Annotated in this window: 2 protein-coding genes; both read left to right on the forward strand. The window is 70.3% G+C overall.

Annotated elements, in window-relative coordinates; translation table 11 throughout:
* Window positions 1-3,522 carry an ACP S-malonyltransferase gene (gene fabD, locus WMF44_RS17135; protein ID WP_437300180.1) on the forward strand — a complete coding sequence of 1,174 codons (3,522 nt, stop codon included), beginning with the start codon at window positions 1-3 and terminating at the stop codon, window positions 3,520-3,522.
* Entirely contained in the window at window positions 3,519-22,655 is a 19,137-nt protein-coding gene (locus WMF44_RS17140) for an SDR family NAD(P)-dependent oxidoreductase (RefSeq protein ID WP_437301574.1), read from the forward strand. Before fabD ends, WMF44_RS17140 begins: the two co-directional genes overlap by 4 nt.
* Window positions 22,656-22,697 lie beyond the last annotated feature (42 nt).

Here is a 22,697-nt window from a genome sequence, read left to right on the forward strand (position 1 = left end):
ATGTCAAGCATTGTTTTCATGTTCTCGGGCCAGGGATCCCAGTACTATCAGATGGGCAGGGATCTCTTCGACTGCCATGCCGGGTTCCGTGCGCGAGTCAGTGAGCTCGATGACATGGTTCGCGGGATGAGGGGGCGATCGCTGCTCGAGCACCTCTACGCCGAGCATAAGCCGCGTGGGGAGTTCTGCGGGCATCTCGAGTTCAGCCACCCGGCGATTTTCGTGATTGAGTATGCGCTTGCGCAGGTGCTCATCGACAGCGGCGTGACGCCCGCGTATCTGCTCGGGGCGAGCATGGGCGAGTACGCCTCCTGCGCTGTCGCGGGCTCGATGAGCGCCGAGGACGCCCTTGAGGCGATCTTTCGACAAATTGACATCTTGGAGGCGTGCTGCACCGGCGGCGGGATGCTCGCGATCATGCATGATCCGGCGCTGTACGAGGAGGCAGCGATCCTGCGTGAAAACAGCGAGATCGCGGGCATCAATTACGCCAAGCACTTCGTCGTCGCGGGCAGCCGCGAGGGGCTCGAGCGCATCTGTGAATATCTCCGGAAGAAGAACATTCTGTTTCAGGAGCTGCCGGCGCCCTACGCGTTTCACTCATCGTTCATGGACCCGGCGGAGGAGAGATACAGGACGTTCCTCCGCACGAAGTTGCTTCGAAAGCCCGCGCTGCCGCTCGCGTCCTGCTTTCACGGGCGGATCATCACCGAGATGGGTGACGGCTACCTCTGGGACGTGGTGCGGAAGCCCATCTTGTTGCGCGAGGCCATCGTGGCCCTGGAGGAGCGACGGGAGGACCTCGTCTACGTGGACCTCGGGCCTTCGGGGACGCTCGCGAATTTTGTCAAATACAATCTCGGCAAGGGATCGTCGGCGAAGGTCTTTCCCGTGATCACCTCCTTCGCGCAAGATCACAAGAATTTCGAGAACGTGACGGGTCAGCTCGCGCGCGGACCCGCCGAGCACAGGCCAGCGCTAGATGCAAAGGAGACGAGGGCGATGAGGGCGGTCGTATTTCCTGGGCAGGGCTCTCAGCGTAAAGGGATGGGCGAGGGCGTTTTTCAGCAGTTCCCGGAGCTCGTGGCCAAGGCGGATGAGATCCTCGGATACTCGGTGCGGCAGCTCTGCCTGGAGAACCCGGACAATCGCCTCGGCCAGACCCAGTACACGCAGCCGGCGCTCTACGTCGTCAACGCGCTGACGTACCTGCGGCTGGCTCAGGAGGCCGGCGACGCGCCGGCCTTCGTGGCCGGCCACAGCCTCGGTGAGTACAACGCCTTATTCGCCGCGGGGGCCTTCGACTTCGAGACCGGGCTGCGGCTCGTCCAGCGCCGCGGCGAGCTCATGGCCAGGGTCGAGGGCGGGGGAATGGCCGCGGTGATTGGCCTGTCCGAGGCGATGGTCCAGCGGGTCATCGAGGAGAACCAGCTCCAGGCGATCGACCTCGCCAACATCAACTCGCCGCGTCAGATCGTGATCTCCGGGCGGCGCGACGCCGTCGAGCGTGCGAGGCCCGTCTTCGAGTCAGCCGGAGCTCAGTCGTATATCCAGCTGCCGGTGAGCGGGGCCTTCCATTCGCGTTACATGGAGCCCGCGGAGGGCGAGCTCACGGCCTTCCTGCGGCAGTTCCAGTATGCGGACCTCAGGATCCCCGTCGTGTCCAACGCCGAGGCGGCGCTGTATACGCGCGATCGGATCGTCGAACTGCTCGCAAAGCAGCTCACGCAGCCCGTGCGGTGGACCGCGACGGTGCAGTTTCTGCTTCGGGAGGGGATGGCCGAGTTCGTCGAGGCGGGGCCGGGCAACGTCCTCACGAAGCTCATCGAGAAGATCCGAAAAGAGCCGCTTCCTCCGGCGGCATCGGAGCGCGAGCCGCTCCCGCTGGTGGCGCCGGAGCGCGAGCCGGCCCGTCCGGCGGCGCAGGCGCTCGCCATGGCCCGCCACGAGGCGCCGAAGGCGACCAACGGCGCGGCGCTGGCGGCAGAAGCGGCGCCGGCGGAGCGGGGCACGCCGGAGCGCGTCGCGCCCATGCCGGTCGACGGCAAGGCGGCTCCGGGGCGGCCCGCCCGAGCGGCGACGCTCCGGTGGCTGGGCCGCGCCTCCGCGCTCGGCGATGCGGCGTTCAAGCGAGAGTATGGGGTGCGGCATGCGTATGCTGCGGGCGGGCTGCCGCGGGGTATCACTTCACCCGCGCTCGTGGTGAGGCTGGCGCAGCGCGGCCTCCTCGGCTTCCTGGGAACGGGCGGCCTCACGTCGTCGGAGCTCGATGCCGCGCTGGCCGAAATTCGCGGCCATCTCGTCGAAGGGCAGCCGTACGGCGCCAGCCTGGCCTGGGATCCGAGCGCGCACGAGGCCGAGGAGGCGAGCATCGATCTGCTGCTGCGGCATGGAGTCACGAACACAGAGCTCGTGGACTATCTGCATGTGACGCCCGCGCTCGTGCGCTACCGGCTGAAGGGGCTGCGCGCGGGGCGCGGCGCAGGCGTCTCCGTACAGCACCGCGTGCTGGTCAGGGTATCCCGGCCCGAGCTCGCGGAGGCTTTCATGAGCCCAGCGCCGGAGCGTGTGGTCAAGGGCCTGCTCGCCGCCGGGGCGGTGACGGCGCTGGAGGCGGAGCTGGCCAGCAAGGTGGCTATGGTGGACGACGTGTGCCTCGTGCCGGACTCCATCCTGAATATCGATACGCTCGTCCTGCTGCCGGTCGTCCAGTCGCTCCGGGACGCGGCTGGGGGCAGGTTCGGCTACTCGCGGCGGGTGCGCGTGGGGGTCGGCGCGATCGGGACGCCCGGCGCGGTGGCGACCGCGATGCTCCACGGCGCGGATTTCGTCATGACGGGCGCGATCAACCAGTGCACGCACGAAGCCCGGCTGAGCGACGCCGCCAAGCAGCTGCTCGATCGCGCAGGCGTGCAGGACAGCGAGTGCGTCCCCGCCGGCCATGCTTTCGAGACGGGCGCCAGGACGCAGGCGCTGCGCAAGGGGCTCTTCTTCCCCGCGCGGGCGAACAAGTTGTATCAGCTCTACCGCCAGCACGACGCGTTCGACCAGCTCAGCGCCCGCGACAGGCATCAGGTCGAGGAAAAGATCTTCCGTCGCAGCCTTCAGGAGGTCTACGGCGACGTCATGGCGGCGCTCGGCCGCCGCGGCCCCCAGGCGATCGAGAAGGCGGAGCGGAGCCCGAAGCACAAGATGGGGCTCATCTTCCAACGCTACTTCGAGGAGGCTTCCATGCTGGCGGCGCGCGGCGACGAGGAGCGCCGGGTCGACTATCAGGTGTACTGCGATCCGTCGATGGGCGGGTTCAACCATTGGGTGAAAGGCTCGGCGCTCGAGCGCTGGGAGGATCGCCATGTCGATGTGATCGCGGAGACGCTCATGGACGGCGCCGCCGAGCTGCTCGGCGAGCGGCTTCGGGTCCTGACGGCGAGCGTCGCGCAGGCCGCGGGGACCAGGCTGGGGCTCGCCGAGGAGCGCGAGCGGAGCCCGCTGGAGGCTCGCTTCGAGGAGACGGGATCTTGAGCCGCAATGGGAAGAATGGCGCTGCCCCGTCGGGCGCCGCGGACATCGCCATCATCGGTGTCTCGGGGAGGTTTCCCGAAGCTGCGAACAGTCGGGAATTTTTCGATAATTTGCTGCGTGGAGTGAACTCGATCAAGGAGATCCCGGCGCAGCGCTGGAGCCTGTCGGAGCACTACTCGCCCGATGTGACCGCGCCGAACCGGAGCACGGGCAAGTGGCTCGGCGCGCTCGACGGCATCGACAGGTTCGACGACGCTTTCTTTCAGATCTCTCCTCGCGAGGCGATGAGCATGGATCCGCAGCAGCGCCTCTTGCTGGAGGAGGCGTGGCGCTGCGTCGAGGACTCGGGGATGCCCCTGTCCGAGCTCCAGGCGAAGCGAACGGCGGTGTACGCCGTGACGATGAACCAGGACTACCAGCTCAAGATCGCGGCTCCCGGCGGCTCGATCGACAGCTACGCGGCGCAGGGGAACTATGGCTGCATCCTGGCCAACCGCATATCGTATGTGCTCGGGTTGCACGGCGAGAGCCTGCTGATCGACGCGGCGTGCGCCTCGTCGGTGGTCGCCATCCATCATGCCAAGCGCGCGCTCGAGCGAGGAGAGATCGACTACGCGCTGGTGGGGGCGGTCAACCTCCACATGCACCCGTTCAAGTACATCTCGTTCTCGAAAGCACGCTTCTTCAGCCCGGAAGGGCAGTGCAAGGCGTTCGACCAGAGCGCGGACGGGTACGTGCCGGGCGAGGGCGTCGGCGTGTTGCTGCTGCAGCGGCTGCGGGACGCCGAGTCGATGCGCAATCACGTCTATGGCGTGGTGAAGGGCGCCGCGGTCAACCATGTCGGCGCGTCCCCTTCGCTCACCGCGCCCACGGTGGAGGCGCAGCACGACGTGATCGTCGCGGCCTACGAAGAGGCCGGCTTCAGCCCGGAGACGGTGACGTACGTCGAAGCTCACGGCACTGGTACCTCGCTCGGTGACCCGATCGAGGTCGAGGCGCTCACGCGCGCGTTCCGTCGCTTCACCGCGGAGCGCCAGTTCTGCGGGCTCGGATCGGTGAAGACGAACATCGGGCACCTCGACGCGGCGGCGGGCATCGCCGGCGTGATCAAGGTGCTCATGATGATGCGTCACGGTGAGATCCCGCCGAGCTTGCACCACCGCGAGCCGAACCCGATCATCGACTTCGCGGGCTCGCCCTTCGCCGTGGTCGTCGCGCGGCAACCGTGGCGGAGCCGAGCAGCGGGCTTGCCGCTGCGCGCTGGCGTAAGCTCGTTCGGCTTCGGCGGGGTGAGCTCTCACGTGCTGATGGAGTCTCACGGCGACGTGGTCGCCGAGACCGCCGGGGCGGCCGCTCCTGCCGACGAGCCGTACGGCTTCCCATTCATGCTCTCCGCCAGGTCGCCGAGCGCGCTGGAACGGCTGCGCGATGCCTGGCGAGGCTTCGTCGAGACAGAGGATTTCTCCCGGTGTCGCCTGCGCGACATCTGCGCGACGCTGGCGACCGGCCGGCGTTCGCATCCCTTCCGCCTCGGCGGCTGGATCCGCAGTCGGGACGAGCTGCGCGGGCTCATCACCGCCGAGCGGGCTGCGCCTTCACATCGCGCCGAAGCACCACAGGCCTTGCGCGTCGCGGCGGTGACGCTCCGTGGCGGCGCGGCGGTGCGCTCGCTGGCCGAGCGCGATCCCGGGTTCGGCCCCCTCGTGGAGGAAGGCCTTCAGGCGCTGGCGCAGCTGGGACCGGGCGCGCCGGACGGCCAGGCGCTGTGGCGCGACACGTGGGCTCCGGGGGAAGACGCGTGCTTTCGACTTCTCGTCGGGCATGCTTACCTGTCGCAGCTGCTCCGCGCCTTCACGCCGGCGCTGCTCGTCGGTGAAGGCGAGGGGATGTGGGGTATTTTGACCGCGAGCGGCGCGCTCGGCCTGGAGGCGGCGCTCGCCGCCCTCAGCGGGCGCGCGCCTTTGCCAGCGCTCCGGCGCCCGCAGATCACCGTATACGATCCGGTCGCCGGGCTGCCTCTGCTGCCGTATGCGCTCGACGAGGGCTACGCTCGTTTGCTCGTCGAGGGGCTCTCGGACCCGGGGGACGACCTCGCGACGCAGGTGCGCAAGGCGCGCGCGCTCCATCGCTCGCAATTCACGTACAGGAAGCTCCTGGAGGAGTGGGCGCCGGCCCTGCGGGCGCGCGGGGAGTCCCTCGAGCGACTGCTGTCCGAGGACGCATTGCTCGTGGACGCGCCCCAGGGCCGCGCGTCGAAGCGCCGTGTGCTCCTGATGCTGATCGTCCTGAGCGCCATGGGCAAGCTGAGCCGCAAATGGGACCTCACGCCGCCGAAGCCTCGCCTGGGGGCGTCGTTCCTGGAGCTCCTCGCGCTGGTGATCGACGGCGTTCTGCCCATTGAGGTTGCGGCCGGGCTGATCCTGGACGAGCGCCCAGATGTTGCGAGCGCCTCGGCCGCGCTGCAGCGCCGCATGCAGCATCTGCGGCCTGACGGGAGCTATCCGCTGCTGCGCGAGCACAGCCAGACGATCGTCGAGATCCCCGACCCGGGGGCATGGCTGCGCGATGCCTTGGATCGCGGCGGCGCGCCGCCGTCCGGTCGCGTCGCGCTGCGCCTAGGAAAGGTGGATGGATTGTCCTCGCCCGATGCGATCGCGGAGATCGCCGTGGCCGGGGATCTCTCCGAGTCGACCGAGCAGGCGGCGCTCAGGCTGTGGTTGAGCGGTGCAGAGCTGGCCTGGGATCGGCTATTTCCGCAAGGGACGTTCAAGAAGGTCTCGCTTCCGGTCACCGTGTTCGAGGGCCGCTCGTACTGGTTGCCGGCGGAAGCGGCGGTGGGTGTCGCGGAAGGCGCTGCGCCGGCGCCGGAGGTCCATGCCGATCGGATCTATGCCGGGGCCTCCTGGGAGGAGCGACCGCTGGCGCAGGTCGCGCGCGGCGGGGAGCCGGACCGCCCTTTGTTGCTGTTCGCCCGCGACGAGGAGACGCGGACCGCCGCACGGGAGCAGCTCGCGGTGCCCGGCGCGCTCGTGGTCCTCGTGCTGCCGGGGGCAAGATTCCGCGATCTCGGCGGGCTGACCTACGAGGTAGGCGGGGCCGCGGGGGAGTACCAGCGCCTCATACACGAGATCGCAGGGCGGGGGCTCTGGCCCAGCCGTATCGTCCATGCCTGGTCACTGCCCATCTTTCCTGAGAGCGCCGAGGCGTTGCGAGAGCAGCTCAACGAGGGCGCCCTGTCGTTCATCACGCTCTCTCAGGCGCTGCTCGCCGAGCGGGCTGGTGCGCCGGTGCGGTCGCTCTACGTCTTTGCCGCCGGCTCCGAGGTGCTGCCGCAGCATGCGGCGGTCGGCGGGCTCGTGCGGGCGCTCGCCGAGGAGACCAGCACGCTGCGCTGCACGACGGTCGAGCTGCGGGGCGCGATCGAGCCGCGAGCGCTCCACGCGCGGAGCGACGCGTGGTGGGCGCTCGCGCAGGAGCTGGGCGAAACGCAGGGGGCCGGGATCGAGGTCCGTTACATCGGGCGCCGCCGCTTCGTGCGTGGCCTCCGTGAAGCAGATCTCGAAGCGCCGACGGACGCCGGCGCGGCGTCGCTAACCCTTCGCGACGGCGGCGTGTACGTCATCACCGGCGGCGCGGGCGGGCTCGGCCTCCTCTTCGCCGAGCACCTCGCGCGCCAGCAGCGGGCGCAGCTCGTGCTGGTCGGCAGGTCCGAGCTCACCGATGCGCGGCGCGCCCGGATCGAGCGGCTGAACGCCATCGGGCGGGCGGCCGTCACCTACATCCGTGCGGACATCACGCGGCCAGCCGAGGCGCAAGCGCTCGTTCGGGATGTGACTCCGCGATTCGGCCCGATCCGCGGAGTCTTCCACGCGGCGGGCGTCTACCGCCCGGCGCCCCTCATCCGCAAAGGGCCGACAGAGATCGAGGCGATCCTCGCCCCCAAGGTGTACGGGACGCTGAACCTCGACGCGGCTCTGGCGTCCACCGAGCTCGACTTCTTCGTGCTCTTCTCCTCGCTCGCCGCCCTGAAGGGCTACGCCGGTCTCACCGATTACGCGTACAGCAACAGCTTTCTCGATCATTTCGCGGAGCGCCGGGAAGTGTTGCGAGCGGCCGGAAGGCGCGCCGGCAGGACGCTGTCGATCAACTGGCCTCTTTGGGAGGACGGGGGCATGCTGCCTTCGGACGAGGAGCGCCGTCGCTACGCCGAGCAAAGCGGCCTGGTCCTGCTGACCGCGAAGCAAGGCATGCAGCTCTGGGACGTCCTCGCCGCGCGCGCCGCCGGGCACCAGTGTCTGGCCGTCTGCGGCGATCGCTCGAAGGTACGCGTGTTCCTCGGCCTCGACGCCGCGCCGCCTGCTGTCAGCGCCGCCCCGGAGACCCGCGGTGTGGCGCTCGACATCGATAGGAAGGCCCTGCGCTTCGAGACCGAGCGGTGGCTCAGGCAGATCCTTGCCGAGGAGACGCGTGTTCCGAGCGTCGAGATCGATCCGCGGGAGGACTTCGAATCGTATGGGATCGACTCCTTGCTCGTGCACCATTTCAATACGAGGATCGAGAGGCTGCTCGGCGCCACGTCGAAGACGCTGCTCTTCGAGACGCGTAACCTGTCGGAGCTTACGGATTTCTTCGTGAACAATCATGCCACGGCGCTCGCAGGGATGTTCCGCATGCAAGACGGCAGGGAGAGTGGAGACGGCGAGTCGCGGTCGCAGAGCGGCGCCGCGGCGCCGTCCGCCGCGCGCGCGACCCGAGGCGATGGCGCGGACGTGCTGCGCGATGAAGACATCGCGATCGTCGGCCTGGCCGGCCGGTATCCCAACGCCAGGGACATCGACGAGCTGTGGGACACGCTGAGGTCCAGCAGGGACTGCGTGACCGAGGTGCCGCCGAACCGGTGGGACTACCGCAAGTACTACGACCCCGATCCGAAGCACGCGAGCAAGGGGAAGATCTACGCAAAGTGGGGGGCCTTCCTGGAGAATGTCGACAAGTTCGACCCGCTCTTCTTCAACATCTCCCCCAAAGAGGCCGAGACGCTGGACCCTCAGGAGCGGCTGTTCCTGCAGGTCGCATGGGCGGCGTTCGAGGACGCCGGATACACGAGGCAGTCGCTCCGTGAGCGCACGCAGGAGGGCGGAGGAGAAGTCGGGGTCTTTGTTGGCGTGACGACGAACACGTACCTGCTCCTCGGGCCCAGCGAATGGCGCGCGGGCAATCACGCGATCCCGATGTCCATGCCATGGTCGATCGCGAACCGGGTCTCCTATGTGCTCGACCTGCACGGCCCGAGCGTTCCGCTCGACACCGCGTGCGCGTCGTCGCTCACCGCGATTCACCTCGCGTGCGAGAGCCTCCGCCGCGGCGAGTCGGGCCTGGCGCTCGCCGGAGGCGTCAACCTGACGCTGCATCCCTCCAAGTACGCGTGGATGTGCCAGCAGCGAATGCTGTCGCCCACGGGCCGGTGCCGCGCCTTCGGCGCCGGCGCCGACGGCTTCGTGCCAGGGGAGGGAGTCGGCGCCGTGCTGCTCAAGCCGCTGCGCCGCGCGCTCATGGACGGCGACCCGATCCACGGCATCATCAAGGGGAGCTCGAGCAACCACGGGGGCAGGACCAACGGCTACACCGTGCCGAACCCGAACGCGCAGGCGGCGCTCATCCTGCAGGCGCTGCGGAACGCAAATGTCGACGCCGGCACCGTGACGTACGTGGAAGCGCACGGCACCGGGACCGCGCTCGGGGATCCGATCGAGATCGCCGGCCTGACGAAGGCGTTCCGGGAGAACACCGAGGGACGCCAGTACTGCGCGATCGGTTCGATCAAATCGAACATCGGGCACCTCGAAGCCGCGGCGGGCATCGCTGGGCTCACCAAGATCCTGCTCCAGATGCGCCACCGGACGCTCGTCCCGTCGCTCCACACGGAGCGCCTGAGCTCGAACATCGACTTCGAGCAGACGCCCTTCTTTGTGCAGCGCGGCCTTGCTCCCTGGGAGACCATCGCGGCCGTGCCCGCGGGCGGAGCGGCCCCGCCGCGCCGGGCGTGCCTCAGCTCATTCGGCGCGGGCGGCTCGAACGCGCACGTGGTGATCGAGGAGTACGATATGCCCCCCGATGATCGAGCTGCCATCCGGCCGCAGCCGGAGCTCATCGTGCTCTCGGCGAAGGGCGACGAACAGCTCATGGCTTATGCCGAGCGGCTGGCCGCGTTTCTGGAGGGGCCCAGCGCCGCGGCTCCCCATCACGTCCTGGCGGATGTCGCCTTTACTCTGCAGATCGGCCGAGAGGCGATGGATCACCGCCTGGCTATCCTCGCCGGGGGGGTCGAGGAGGCCGCGGGTGCGCTCCGTCGCGCGCTGCGCGGCGAGCTTGCGCCGGGCCGTGCCGCGCGCGGCGACGTCACCCGAGCGCAGCGGCGCGCGTGGACAGAGGCAGAAGCGGCAGAGCGCGTGCAGCTCTGGGTTCGCGAGCGGCGGCTCGAGCCGTTGATGGAGGCGTGGGTCCAGGGCGCCGAGATCGACTGGCACCGGCTCCCCGCGCGCGGGGAGCGGCGGCGGGTGTCGCTGCCGACCTATCCCTTCTTGAACGAACGCGTGTGGATCTCGGATCGCGAGGTCCTGTGCGAGGAACCGCCCGCCGTCGTGCTGCCGGCAGGCGATGGCCTGCACCCGCTGATCGACGCCAACGTGTCCACGCTGACCGAGATCAGGTTCAAGAAGGCGCTCACGGGCGACGAATTCTTCCTGCGCGATCACGGCGTGGGGGAGAGCTTGGTGCTCCCTGGGGTGGCCATCGCGGAGATGGCGCGATCGGCGGGCGAGCTCGCTGGCGAGAGGCCGGCGCGAAGGATCAAGAACGTGACCTTCACGAGCCCGATCCGGGCCGCCGCCGAGCCGGTCGACGTCTACGCGCGCCTGGTCCCGGCGGGAGACGCTGCGGACGTCGAGGTCTACAGCCTTCGCGGCGGTGAGCGGATCTCGCACGCGCAGGGCAAGGTCGTGTACGCCCCGGCGGGCGGCGACGAGCGTCCCGAGCACGTGGACTTGCAGGCCGTCCGGCGACGCTGCCCGAGGAGCGTTCCCGTCGCGGAGGGCTACGCCCGGCTTGCCCGCATCGGACTGCGGCTCGGGGCCAGCTACCAGGTCAACGTCGAGGTGCGCGCGGGAGACTTCGAGGCGATCGGGCGCATGGAGCTGCCGCCGCACCTGCGCGACGGCGCGCGCCGCTTCGCGCTGCACCCGGCGCTCGTCGACGGGGCTCAGCAGGTGACCGCGCTCGCGGGGCTCAGGGGCAACGAGGAGGTCATCCACATCCCCTTCAGCGTGGGAGAGTACGAGGTCGTGGGCCCGCTGCCCGACGTCTGCTTCGCCTACGTCCGCCTGCTCGGCGGCGACCAAGCGCTCCGGTCGGCAGTGCAAAAATTCGACGTGCTGATCTCGGACGAGGCCGGGAAGGTGCTGGTCCGGATCAAGAACTTCGTGTGCCGGCCGATGCAGCCGGCCGGGCCAACGACCGCCGCGGCTGAGCTCGCGGCGACGCGCGCCCCTGGATCGGTCGTGTATCTGGGGACGACATGGGAGCCCGCTGCGTTGCCGCTCGAGGCGGCGGCGCGGGCGCTGTCGCGCCCCGTCCTGCTGCTCGATACCGGCGATGCCCTGCGGGGCGCGCTGGAGGCCAGGCTGGGCGGGGAGGGGGCGGGGGCGCCGCAGGTCGTGCTCGTGGAGCCCGGGTCGCGCTTCGAGCGCACGGGGGAGCGCCGGTACACGGTCCGCCCTGGCGCGCCCGACGACTACGCCGCCCTGCTGGAGGCGCTCCGCGCAGCCGGGTGGATGCCCGGCGCCGTCGTCCATCGCTGGGCGGACGATCGCCAGGACGACGCGCCGGGAGCGCTGGAGGACCAGCTCGGCCGAGGGGTCTACGCGCTGCTGCTCTTGAGCCAGGCGCTCGTCCGGCGGGGCACGGAAGACCGGGTGCAGATGCTGTACGCTTACGCGAGCGGCCCCGGGGGGGCCCTGCCGCGGCATGCGGCGATCGGCGGGTTCGGCCGCACGCTCCAGCTCGAGAATCCCAGGCTCCGCTTCAAGGCGCTGGAGCTCCGTGGGGACGACCTCTCCACGATGGCAGCGGGGGACCTCGCCGACATCGTGGCGCGGGAGCTGCGCGCGGAGAGCGCCGTGGCCACGGAGATCCGGTACGAGCGCTCGCAGCGGTGGATGCGCCGGCTGCAGCAGCTCGACCTCGGGGCCATGCGCGTCGATGCGAGCACGGCACCCCTGCGGGACCATGGTGTCTACGTTGTCACGGGCGGGCTCGGCGGCCTGGGCCTGATCTTCTGCGAGCACCTCGCGCGCACCGTCCGGGCGCGCGTCGCGCTCGTCGGGCGCTCGTCGCTCGACTCCGGCAAGGCCGCCCGCCTCGAGCAGCTCCGGCGCCTCGGCGCCGAGATCGACTACATCCGAGCTGACGTTTCCCAGCGCGATCACGTGGAGCGGCTCGTCTCGGCCGCCCGGTCGCGCTTCGGCTCGATCCACGGCGTCGTGCACGCCGCGGGGGTGATCCGGGACGCGCTCGTCCGCAACCAGACGTTGCAGGACGCGGCGGCCGTGATCCGCCCGAAGCTGCTCGGTGCGATGTACCTGGACGAGGCGCTGCGCGATCAGCCGCTCGACTTCTTCGCGCTCTTCTCCTCGACGACGGCGCTCCTCGGCAACCTGGGCCAGGCCGCTTACGCTTATGCCAACGGCTTCCTGGACGCATTCGCCGAGCGACGTGAGGCGCTCCGTGCGGCCGGCCAGCGCGTCGGGAAGACGATCTCGATCAACTGGCCGCTCTGGCGCGACGGCGGCATGAGGGTGGACGCGCAGACGGAGCAGCATCTGCTCACGTCGTTCGGGATGCGGCCGATGTCGACCGAGGCGGGGCTCCGCGCGTTCGAGCTCGCGCTCGCGACTGGCGCCGCCCACGTGGCAGTCATCGAGGGAGAGCCGCAGCAGATCGCGCGGGTCGCGCGGGCGACCACGCCCGACGCGCCCGCGCCCGACGCGCCCGACGCGCCGGCGCCCGCGCCCGCAGCAGCGAGCGGGCGCGGTCCGGCGCCGGTGGGCCCCGCCCACCCCGTGCCGGCCGACGCGTTGATCGCCCCGCTCCAGCGCGACCTCCGGCGGATGCTCTCCGCCATGCTGAAGCTCCCCGAGGGCCGAATCAGCCTCGATCAGAACATCTCCGAGTACGGCATCGAATCCATTGCGCTGATGACCCTGTCGAACCAGATCAACGCGCAGCTCGGCCTCGAAATCACGCCCGCGATCTTCTTCGAGCATCCGACGCTGGGCGGGCTCGCTCATCACCTCGTCGAGGAGCACGGCGGCGACCTGGCCCGGCGCTACGGCATGAGCGCAGACGACCGCGGCGGCGCCGCGGAGCCCGCGGCCGCGGCAGAGATGCGCGGGTCGGCCGAGCGCGGCGGCGCGGCGGGGGCGACCTGGGCCGGCGCCGACGAGCCGGCGGCGCCGGGAGGCGCGTATGGGTCGAGCGTGGAAGGAATGGCGGCGCTCGGCCAGGCAGGCGCGCTCGCGCGCGAGCCGGTCGCGATCATCGGGATGAGCGGCATCATGCCGCAGTCCGAGGATCTCGAAGCGTTTTGGCGCCACCTCGCGGAGGGGCGCGATCTCATCACAGAGATCCCGAAGGACCGCTGGGACTGGCGAGCCTGGTTCGGCGATCCGGCGACCGAGCCGAACAAGACGAACATCAAATGGGGCGGGTTCATCGAGGACGTCGACAAGTTCGACGCCCGCTTCTTCGGTATCTCGCGGCGTGAGGCCGAGTTCATGGATCCGCAGCAGCGTGTCTTTCTCGAGGTCGTCTGGAGGACGATCGAGGACGCGGGCTACCGCGTGTCGGAGCTGGCCAAAGGCCGAACGGGCGTGTTCGCGGGTGTGTCGTTGCTCGACTACTCCGAGCTGCTCCGCGAGAACCGCGTGGACACCGAGGCGTACACGACGACTGGGATGTTCCACTCCATCCTGGCGAACCGGATCTCCTACCTGTTCAACCTGCGCGGTCCGAGCGTGCCCGTCGACACGGCGTGCTCCAGCTCGCTCGTCGCGATACGACAGGCCATCGAGGCGATCTGGGCCGGGAGCTGCGACGTGGCGATCGCCGGCGGGATCAACCTGCTGCTGCACCCGATGGTGTTCGTCTCGTTCAGCAAGGCCGGCATGCTCAGCCTCGACGGGCGCTGCAAGGCGTTCGACAAGCGGGCCAACGGCTACGTGCGCGCCGAGGGCGCGGGCGCCTTGCTGCTCAAGCCGCTCCGTCGAGCCCTCGCGGACGGCGATCAGATCCACGCGGTCATCCGCGGCAGCGCGGTCAACCACGGCGGCAAGGTCAACACCATGACCGCGCCCAACCCGAACGCACAGGCCGAGCTGATCACCAGCGCTTTCGAGGAGGGGCAGATCGATCCGGCGACCGTCACCTACATGGAAGCCCACGGCACGGGCACGAGCCTCGGCGACCCCATCGAGATCAACGGGCTCAAGAAGGCGTTCAAAGAGATGTTCCGGCGGCGCGGGCTGCCGCAGCCGTCGAGCAGCTACTGCGGCGTCGGCTCCGTGAAATCGAACATCGGCCATCTGGAGCCTGCCGCCGCGATCTCGGGGATCTTCAAGGTGATCCTCGCGATGAAGCACGGGCGCATCCCGTCGACCATTCATTTCACCGAGATCAACCCGTATATCCAGCTGGAGAATAGCCCCTTCTTTCTCGTGACCGAGGGGCGCCCATGGGAGCGTATCAAGGACGAGCACGGGCGTACGGTCCCGCGCCGCGCCGGCGTGAGCTCTTTCGGCTTCGGGGGCGTGAACGGGCACGTGGTGCTCGAGGAGTTCGTCCCGCCGTCCAGGCCGGCTGGATCCGCCGGGGCCCCGTGCATCGTGCCGCTGTCGGCGAAGACGAAGGAGCGGCTGCTGGAGTACGTCGCCAGGACGACGCGCTTCATCGAGAAGGCTGCGCCGTCGGGCGCCGGGGCGCCGGCCCCGGTGTCGTATGGCGAGCAGCTCGCGCAGCTTCTCGAGACCGAGCTCGTCGCCCTCACGGTGCAGGTGGGTGGCCTTGCCGAGGCGCACGTCTCGCTGGATGAACCGATCGCGGAGCTCGGGCTCGACGCCGTGCACGCGGCAGAGCTCGCGCGCCGTGTCGGAGAGCGGCTCGACGTCCCGCTCGCGCCGTCGGTTTTCATCGATTGGCCGAGCCTCGGCGCGCTGGCGTGGCACCTGCTGGACGCGCACCACGACGCCGTGGCCCGCCGCCTCGGCCCCGCGCCCGGCCCGGAGTCGCAGGGCGGCGCACGGAGCGACCTCGACCTGATGGACCTGGCCTATACGCTCCAGATCGGCCGCGAGCCCATGGAGGAGCGGCTGGTCGTCGCCGCGTCGAGCCTCGATGAGCTCGCGGCCAAGCTGCGCGCCTTCCACGAGGGGAAGGACAACGTCGACGGGCTGTGGTGCGGCAACGCGGTGCGCGACGAGGGGCGCTTGGAGGCCCTCCTCGACGGAGGAGAGGGCGCGGACTTCGTCCGGACGCTCATCGAGAACCGCCGGCTCGACAAACTCGCGCAGCTCTGGATCTCCGGCGTCGACGTCGACTGGAAGCTGCTGTATCCCGCCCAGCTGCCCCGGCGCATCTCGCTGCCGACCTATCCCTTCGCCAGGGACAGGTTCTGGATCCCCAAGGGCCGGCGCGAGTCCGCGACACGAGCGGCCGCGGACCTCCGGCTGGCGCACCCGCTGCTTGACGGCATCGACCTCGGGCTGAGCCTGCGCGAGGGCGTGGCGTTCCGCAGGACGCTCCGGCGCTCCGAGCCCCTCGTCGCGCACCATGAGGTTGGTGGCCGGCTCGTATTCCCGGGCGTCGGTCAGCTGGCGATGGCGATCGCCGCGGGAGCGCAGGTGCAGGAGTCGGCCGCGATGGAGCTGACGCGGGTGGCCTGGTTGCGTCCGCTCGTCATCGACGAGGACACCAGGGAGGTGCGCGTCGTCGTCCGCGATGACGGCGGCGCGCTCGAGTACGAGGTGCGCTCCGGGGGAGACGGCGGCGCGACGGTCCACTCGAAGGGGGCGCTCGGCGCCGCGGCGGCCGCCGAGGGCGAGGCGGCGCGCCTGCCCGTGGAGGCGATCAAGGCCCGCTGCGGGCGGGCGATGGGGCAGCAGGCGCTCTACGAGGCCTTCGGCGCGACCGGCGTCGTGCTCGGCGCGTACTTCAGGACGATCGAGCAAGCGTGGATCGGCGACGGCGAGGCCCTCGCCGCCGTTCGCTTGCCGCCCGAGTTCGCCGACGAGGCGGCGCTGTACCCGGCGCACCCCACGCTGCTGGACGCTGCGTTGCAGACCATGGGCGCGCTGTCCATCGTCGGGGGAGGCGGCGGGAACGCGGCGCTGCTGCCGTTCGCGGTGGACCGGATCGAGCTGCTCCGGCCGCTCGGCCAGCGCGGCCATCTCCATGTCCAGGCTGCGGGCAACCTCCAGTTCCACGCGGTGATCTCGGACGAGGAGGGGCGCGCCTGCGTGAAGCTGCACGACGTCGCCATGCGCGAGGCGAAGGACGCGCCCGCCCGCGAGCGGTTCTTTTTCCGGCCAGGCTGGCGGGAGGCGCCGATCGCCGGTGACGCGGCGGGGCCGAGCGCGGCGGGCGCGGCGCGGCAGGCGACGCTCATCGTCGCGCCGCCCCAGGATCTCGGCCTCGGCGCGGCGCTCGCCGCTGCGCACCCGGATGAAGAGGTCATCGAGATCCGGCTGGGTTACGAGCGGCGGCAACGAGCGGCGCGCGTTTGGGAGGTCCCCGCCGGCGATCCTGACGCCATCGCGACCTGCCTCGATCGGCTCCCGAGCGTCGGCAGGATTTACTTCCTCGGCGGGCTCCAGGCGACGCCGGTCGAGCACGGCGATCTCGGCGCGCTCGACGCCTGCGAGCAGCGGGGCGTGCTGTCGCTCTTCCGGCTGATCAAGGCGTTGCGCCGCCGCAGCCTTTCCGCGTCTCCCGTGCAGCTGACCGTCGTGACGAATGACGTGAACAGCGTCCTTCAGGGGGAATCGATCTCGCCGTTCGCTGCGGGGCTGTATGGCCTGACGCGCTCGCTCGCGCGGGAGCACCCCGCGTGGTCCGTTCGCTGCCTCGACGTTCGGCGGGACGAGATCGGCCACCCAGAGCTCGTCAAGGCGATCGTCTCCGAGATCGGTCACCCGGACGGCGCCGAGGTCGCGCTCCGCGATGGCAGGAGGTACGCGCGGGTGTTCACGCCGATACGGATGCCCAAGGCCGATCTCCCGCCGTTCCGGTCCGAGGGGGTCTACCTCATCGTCGGCGGCGCCAGCGGCATCGGGCTCGAACTCGCGCTGCACCTCGCGACCACCGCGCGTGCGCGGCTGGCGCTCGTCGGCCGCACCGTGCTCGGCCCCGCCCAGCGAGACACGCTCGCGCGGATCGAGGCGCTGGGCGGCCAGGCGATCTACCTCCGCGCCGACTTGACGGACCCCGAGGACATCGGGCGCGCCATCACGGAGACGCGCGCGCGGTTCGGCGCGATCAACGGCGTCGTGCACTCGGCGCTGGTGCTGCGAGATAGGCTCCTCGAGAATATGGACGAGCCCGCGTTTCGCGCCGCGCTCGCGCCGAAGACGCGCGGCAGCGTCGCGCTTTACCGGGCGATTCGAGGCGAGGCGCTCGACTTCCTGCTCTTTTTCTCGTCCGCGCAGTCGTTCACGGGCAATGTCGGGCAGAGCAACTATGCGGCGGCATGCACGTTCAAGGACGCCTTCGCGCGGTACCTTGGTCAGACCCTGCCCTATCCCGTGAGGATCATCAACTGGGGCTACTGGGGAACGGTCGGCGTCGTCGCCACCGAAGGGCACCGGCGGAGCATGGCCGAGCAAGGGGTGCTCTCGATCGGTCCCGAGCAGGGGATGGCCGCGATAGAGCGGGTGCTGAGCGGACCGGTCGAGCAGGTGATGGCCATCTCTGCCGAGGAGCGGGTGCTGGCACAGATGGGCGTCGATTTGGGGGCGGAGCTCAGCGTTCATCCGGCCGAAGTGCCTCCGATGCTGCGCGCGGCTGCCCTCGATCGGCGTCCGACGAGCCTGCCACTCCACTCCTTCGCCGAGTCGGTCCGGGCCTTCGACGAGGTCGAGCGCTTCGCGAGGCGCATGCTGCTGGCTGCGCTCCGGCAGATGGGCGCGCTTCGGGTCGCGGGCGAGCGGCGACGCTGGGACGAGCTCGCGGGCGCGCTCGGCGTCGCCCCGGCGCACGCGCGCCTGTTCAACGCGCTCCTCGGCGTCTTGTCCAGGGCCGACATCGTGCGGCTAGAGGGCCCCGACGTGGTCACGATGTCGATCGACGCGGCGGGGGACGAGCTCACCTTGAGCGCGGAGAAGGAGCGCCTGGCTGCCGCATTCCCCGAGCGGGTTGCGTACCTGGAGCTCCTCTGGAGGTGCTTGAGGCGGTATCCCGAGATCCTGCGTGGCGAGATCCCGGCGACCGAGATCCTGTTCCCCGGCGGCTCGACCGAGCTGGTCGCGCCCGTGTATGGGGGCAACACGACGTCGAACTACTATAACCGCATCGTCGCCGAGAGCGTGCTCACCTATCTGGAAGCGCAGATCCCGCTCCTCCCGGCGGGCCGCAAGATCCAGATCGTCGAGCTCGGCGCGGGCACCGGCGGCACGAGCGTGACTGTGCTCGACGCGATCCGGGCCCACGGCGACCGGCTCCGGTACGTCTACACGGACATCTCGCCCGGCTTCATCAACCAGGGCCAGCAGCGGTTTGTGGCATCGCTCCCGTTCATGGAGTTCCGGGTCCTCGACATCGAGCGCGAGGTCGAAGCGCAGGGCTTCGTTGCCGGCAGCTTCGATGTGGTCATCGCGACGAACGTTCTCCACGCGACGCGGCAGATCGCGCGCACGCTCGGCCACGCCAAGTCGCTGCTCCGGGCGCGAGGGTGGCTCGTCCTCAATGAGGTCACCGAGGTCCAGGACTTCACGACGCTCACCTTCGGTTTGCTGGAAGGGTGGTGGCTGTTCGAAGATGACGCGCTCCGGCTGCCGGCCTCGCCCCTGCTCAGCGCGGAGGCATGGCGCAGGGTACTGGGACAGGAGGGGTTTGCGCACGTGGTGACGCTCGGGCAGACGGATGCGCGCGGCCGAGGGCTCGGGCAGAGCGTGCTGGTCGCCGAGAGCGACGGCTTGGTCCGGCGCGTTGTGGCCGAGGGGTCGCGGCGGGAGGCGCCGCGAGCTGCGTCGGCGCTTCAGGCCCGCAGCCTCCTCGGCGCCGTGCAGCCAGCGGCCGCTGCAGGTGGCGAGGCGCCGGGGGCGCCCGCGGAGGCCGCGCTCGCCGGCGCGGCCCCGGGCGGCGGCCCACGATCGCAGATCGAGCGCGCCGTCGTCGACATCCTGGCGCAGGTGCTCGAGGTGAGCCGTGAGGAGATCCACCCGACCGCGCCGTACACCAGCCTGGGGGTGGACTCGATCCAGTCGGTGGCGATCGTCGACCGACTGAACAAGGCGTTCGGCATCACGCTGCGCAGCACCGACCTGTTCAACTACCCGACGGTGCGCAGGCTGTCCGGCTACATGCTCGACACCTTCGGAGGCGCCGTCGCCCGCGGCGCGTCGCCGGCGCCAGCGACCGCCAAGAGCGAGCCCGCGGCGAAGGACGGCGGCGCAGCCGCCCCGCCCGCGGCAAAGGGCGCCGGCGCATCCGCCGCCCCGCGCGCGGCGCACGCCGAGCTGGGCGCGCGCCCCCCGCAGCTGACGGAGAGCGAGCTCCGGGCACGCGTCGAGGAGACGACCACCACGACGCTTGCGCAGGTGCTCGAGGTGGGCCGTGAGGAGATCCACCCGACCGCGCCGTACACCAGCCTGGGGGTGGACTCGATCCAGTCGGTGGCGATCGTCGATCGGCTGAACAAGGCGTTCGGCATCACGCTGCGCAGCACCGACCTGTTCAACTACCCGACGGTGCGAAAGCTCGCGGCGCACATGATCGAGCGCTTCGGCGCGTCGATCCGGCTCGGGTCGCCGGCTGTCGAGCGCGCCAGCGAGGCTTCCGCCCGTAGCCCAGGGGATGGGAGCCACACGAACGGGTCGAGCGGCGGCGGGCAGCCCCGGACGCTGGAGCACCTGTCCGCGAGCCCGGGGCGCAACGGCGGCGGTGCGGTACACCAGGCACACCTGCCCGAGGAGCTGCCTTGGGGCGGCAACGGGGCAGGGAAGGGGAGGCCGGCGGCCGAGGTCACCCCGAGCGTGCGGCGCGATGAGGGCCTCAGCGTGGTCCAGCGCGCGCCCAGCGCTCCGCCGCTCGTGGCGGTCATCGGCATGGCGGGCAGGTTTCCCGGCGCGCGCGACGTTCACGAGCTCTGGCAGAACCTGGCGGCCGGCGTCGACTCGGTGCAGGAGATCGCGCGCTGGGATCAGGCGCGCTTCTATGATGCCGACCCGCATGCGGTCGGCAAGAGCTACAGCAAGTGGGCGGGTCTCTTGCCGGACATCGATAGCTTCGATCCGCTGTTCTTCAACATCTCCCCCAAGGAGGCGGAGCTCATGGATCCTCGGCAGCGGCTCTTCCTGGAGGAGTCGTGGAAAGCCCTGGAGGACGCCGGCTGCGCCGAGCACAAGCTCGACGGGAAGGGGTGCGCCGTTTTCGTCGGGTGCTCGGGCGGTGATTACAAGCGACTCATCATCGAGCGCGAGGTCCCGCCGGGCCCTCACATGTTCATGGGCACGTCGAGCTCCATCCTGGCGGCCCGCATCTCCTACCTCCTGAACCTCAAAGGGCCGAGCGTGCCGATCGACACGGCGTGCTCGTCGTCGCTGGTAGCGCTGCACCTCGCATGCGAGGGCATCCGGAACGGCGCGTATGAAATGGCTCTGGTGGGCGGCGCCGAGGTGCTCACGACGCCGGAGTTCCACGTGATGGCAAGCCGCACGGGGATGCTGTCGCCCGAAGGCCGATGCATGACATTCGATCAGCGGGCGGACGGCTTCGTGCCCGGCGAGGCGGTCGCCGCGATCGTGCTCAAGGACCTCGATGCGGCCCGCCGCGACGGTGATCGCGTCTACGGCGTGATCGCCGGATCGAGCATCAACCAGGACGGCAAGACGAACGGTATCACCTCGCCAAGCGCGCCGTCGCAGACGGCGCTGGAGCGCGACGTCTACGAGCGCTTCGGCATCGACCCGGCGTCGATCACCTACGTCGAGGCGCACGGCACGGGGACGCGGCTCGGTGACCCCATCGAGATCCAGGCGCTCACGGACGCGTTCCGCGCCTACACCGACCGGCGCCAGTACTGCGCGATCGGCTCGGTGAAGACGAACATCGGCCACACGCTGACGGCGGCGGGGGTCGTGGGCGTCATCAAGGTGCTGCTCGGAATGCAGCACCGCAAGCTCGTGCCCTCGCTGCACCTCCAGCGGGAGAACGAGCTCATCGACTTCCGCGGCAGCCCCTTCTACGTCAACGCGACGCTGAAGGACTGGGACGTGCCTCCGGGAGCGCCGCGGCAGGCCGCGGTCAGCGCGTTCGGCTTCAGCGGCACGAACGCGCACGTGATCGTCCGCGAGGCGAGCGACGTGCCCGATCGGGAGCGGGCCCTGGACGCGCGGCCCTGGTATCTCGTGGCGCTGTCGGCGAAAACGCACGAGGCGCTGCGGCAAAGGCTGCTTCGGCTCGCTGACTGGATCGAGCGCGCGGACCCCGCGCCGCGGCTGCGCGACGTGGCCTCGACGCTGCTGCTCCACCGCACCCAGCACCCGCTGCGGATCGCGCTGGTGGCCCGGAGCACGTCGGATCTCGTGCAACAGCTGCGCGCTGCCTCGAGCGGCGGACCGGCGTCCGGGAGCCGGCGAGCCGCGGCCGACGAGCCGCTCGGGAGGCAGCTGCTCGCCGAGCTTCGCGCCGGTACGTTCACGGAAGGCGAGCTCCGCGCGCGCCTGGAGCCGCTGGCCTCGCTCTACATCGCGGACGCTGCCCTCCCCTGGGCCGAGCTCTTCGAGGGAGAGGACTGCAGGCAGGTAGCGTTGCCATCGTACCCCTTCTGCGGCGAGCGCTACTGGCTCCCCGAGCACGCGGCGCACGGGGCCGGGGCCCGCGGCCCGTCCGCCGTCGCATCGCTCCACCCCTTGCTCGCGGCGAACACGTCGACGTTCGAGGAGCAGCGGTTCACCACGGAGCTCTCCGGCGGCGAGCCGTTCCTCCGCGATCACGTCGTCGGAGGCCTCAACGTGCTGCCGGGCGTCATCGTTCTGGAGATGGCTCGAGCCGCCGGCGAGCTCTCCGCCGGGCGCAAGCCGCTCGGCCTCCGCGATGTCGTGTGGGTGAGCGCCATCGTGCCCGCGGGAGGCCGGCAGCGCCTGTCCATCTCGCTCCACCCGCAGGGAGATCAAGCGAGCTACGAGGTGTGGACGGAGGATGCCGGCGCCGCGCGGAACGTCCGGGCCAGCGGGCGGATCCTCTACGGCGAGGCGGCCGCGCCGCTCGCGTTGGAGTCGGTGGATCTGCCGCGGCTCCGAGACCGCCTCCCTACATCGCTGGACCGCGAGGCGTGCTACCTCGCGCTGCAGCGCGCGGGGCTGGACTATGGCCCCACGTTCCGGATCATCCGGCGGTTGTACCAGGGTGAGAACGCGGTGCTCGCCCATCTGGAGCTGCCGCCGGCGCAGATCGGCGCTTATGCCGCCTACGTCTTGACTCCAGGGCTCCTGGACGGCGCCCTGCAGTCTGCGCTCTGGTTGCTCGAGCGCGGTTCGCCGGGCGCCCTTCGGCCGATGCCGTTCGGCATCGGCGAGCTGACGATCGCCGGACCGCTGCCGTCGAGCTGCTACGCGCTGGTTACGCCCGCCGGCAGCCAGGGCGGGCTCCACAAGTTCGACGTGCTGCTGTTCGACGAGGCGGGGCAGGTGCTCGTCCGGATACGTCAATACGGGGTGAGGGCGCGGCCGCAGCACCGCGATGCCAGCGCGGGCACCCCGGGCACGGCGACGCAGGACAGCACGATTCTCGATCTGTTCCGGCAGGTTCAGCGAAATACCGTGGAGGTGGCGGAGGCGTACCAGCGCCTCCGCGGCTCGAGCGAGTAGGAGCGGCGCGGCTTCGGTCCGCCGACGTGGAGGCGGGGTGAC

The sequence above is a fragment of the Sorangium sp. So ce426 genome (assembly GCF_051475585.1).
In the GTDB taxonomy this organism is placed as follows: Bacteria; Myxococcota_A; Polyangia; order Polyangiales; family Polyangiaceae; genus Sorangium; species Sorangium cellulosum_B.